The sequence below is a fragment of the Vibrio sp. 10N.222.55.C6 genome (assembly GCF_041473395.1).
GTDB lineage: Bacteria > Pseudomonadota > Gammaproteobacteria > Enterobacterales > Vibrionaceae > Vibrio > Vibrio crassostreae_C.
The window spans coordinates 1-643 of the sequence record NZ_JBFRSD010000896.1 but is presented as its reverse complement, the minus strand read 5'-3'; the positions used below and the strand labels follow the sequence as shown (position 1 = coordinate 643).

Genomic DNA, 643 nt, shown 5'->3' with positions numbered 1-643 from the left:
GTATCTAGATCTGCACCCGCTGACGTACCGTCGTCAATAGACATCACAATCAAGCCTTCAACTTGGTCTTTGCCTACGTTGCGGAAATCAACGCGGTTCATGACCTCTTGAGCGGTATCTAAACGGAACAGTTCGCTTGAGCTACGAATAGTCAGTAGTTCTAGGAATTGTTGCTTAGTTAGCTCGATATCGTCAGTGTTTGGCATCGCAGTGCTGTCAGCAACGATAGTTTTGATCAGCTCCCAGTTTGCGCCGTCTTTGTCTTCACGAGGTAGACCGACGTTCCAGTTGTTGTCGCTACCGTCGAAGTAAACGCGGTTGAACCAGTCACCTGAATCGTAAGAGTCACGCTGCATTGATTTCGAACGCAACAGCTCAGAACCCATATGGATGAATGGTATGCCTTGGCCTAACATCACGGTAGAGAGTGATACATACTGCATGCGAGCACGCTCTGCAGAGCTAGTACCAGAGGCGATTTTGTATGCGTTGTTATCCCAAAGCGTTTGGTTATCGTGTTTGGAAACGTAAGAGATGTTCTCGGAAGGCATCTTGGTGTAACCAGCTGGCGTGCCGTTGTAATCAACGTTTTTACCCAGTTTGGTATCGCCTTTGTAATCAATCAGTACGTATTCTGCGAGGT

The 643-nt window shown here is 47.6% G+C and carries 1 protein-coding gene; it reads right to left on the bottom strand.

Going from position 1 to position 643, the window contains the following annotated elements:
• On the bottom strand, positions 1-643 hold a 643-nt coding region (locus tag AB4486_RS26755; protein WP_372119800.1), incomplete at both ends, for an alpha-1,6-glucosidase domain-containing protein.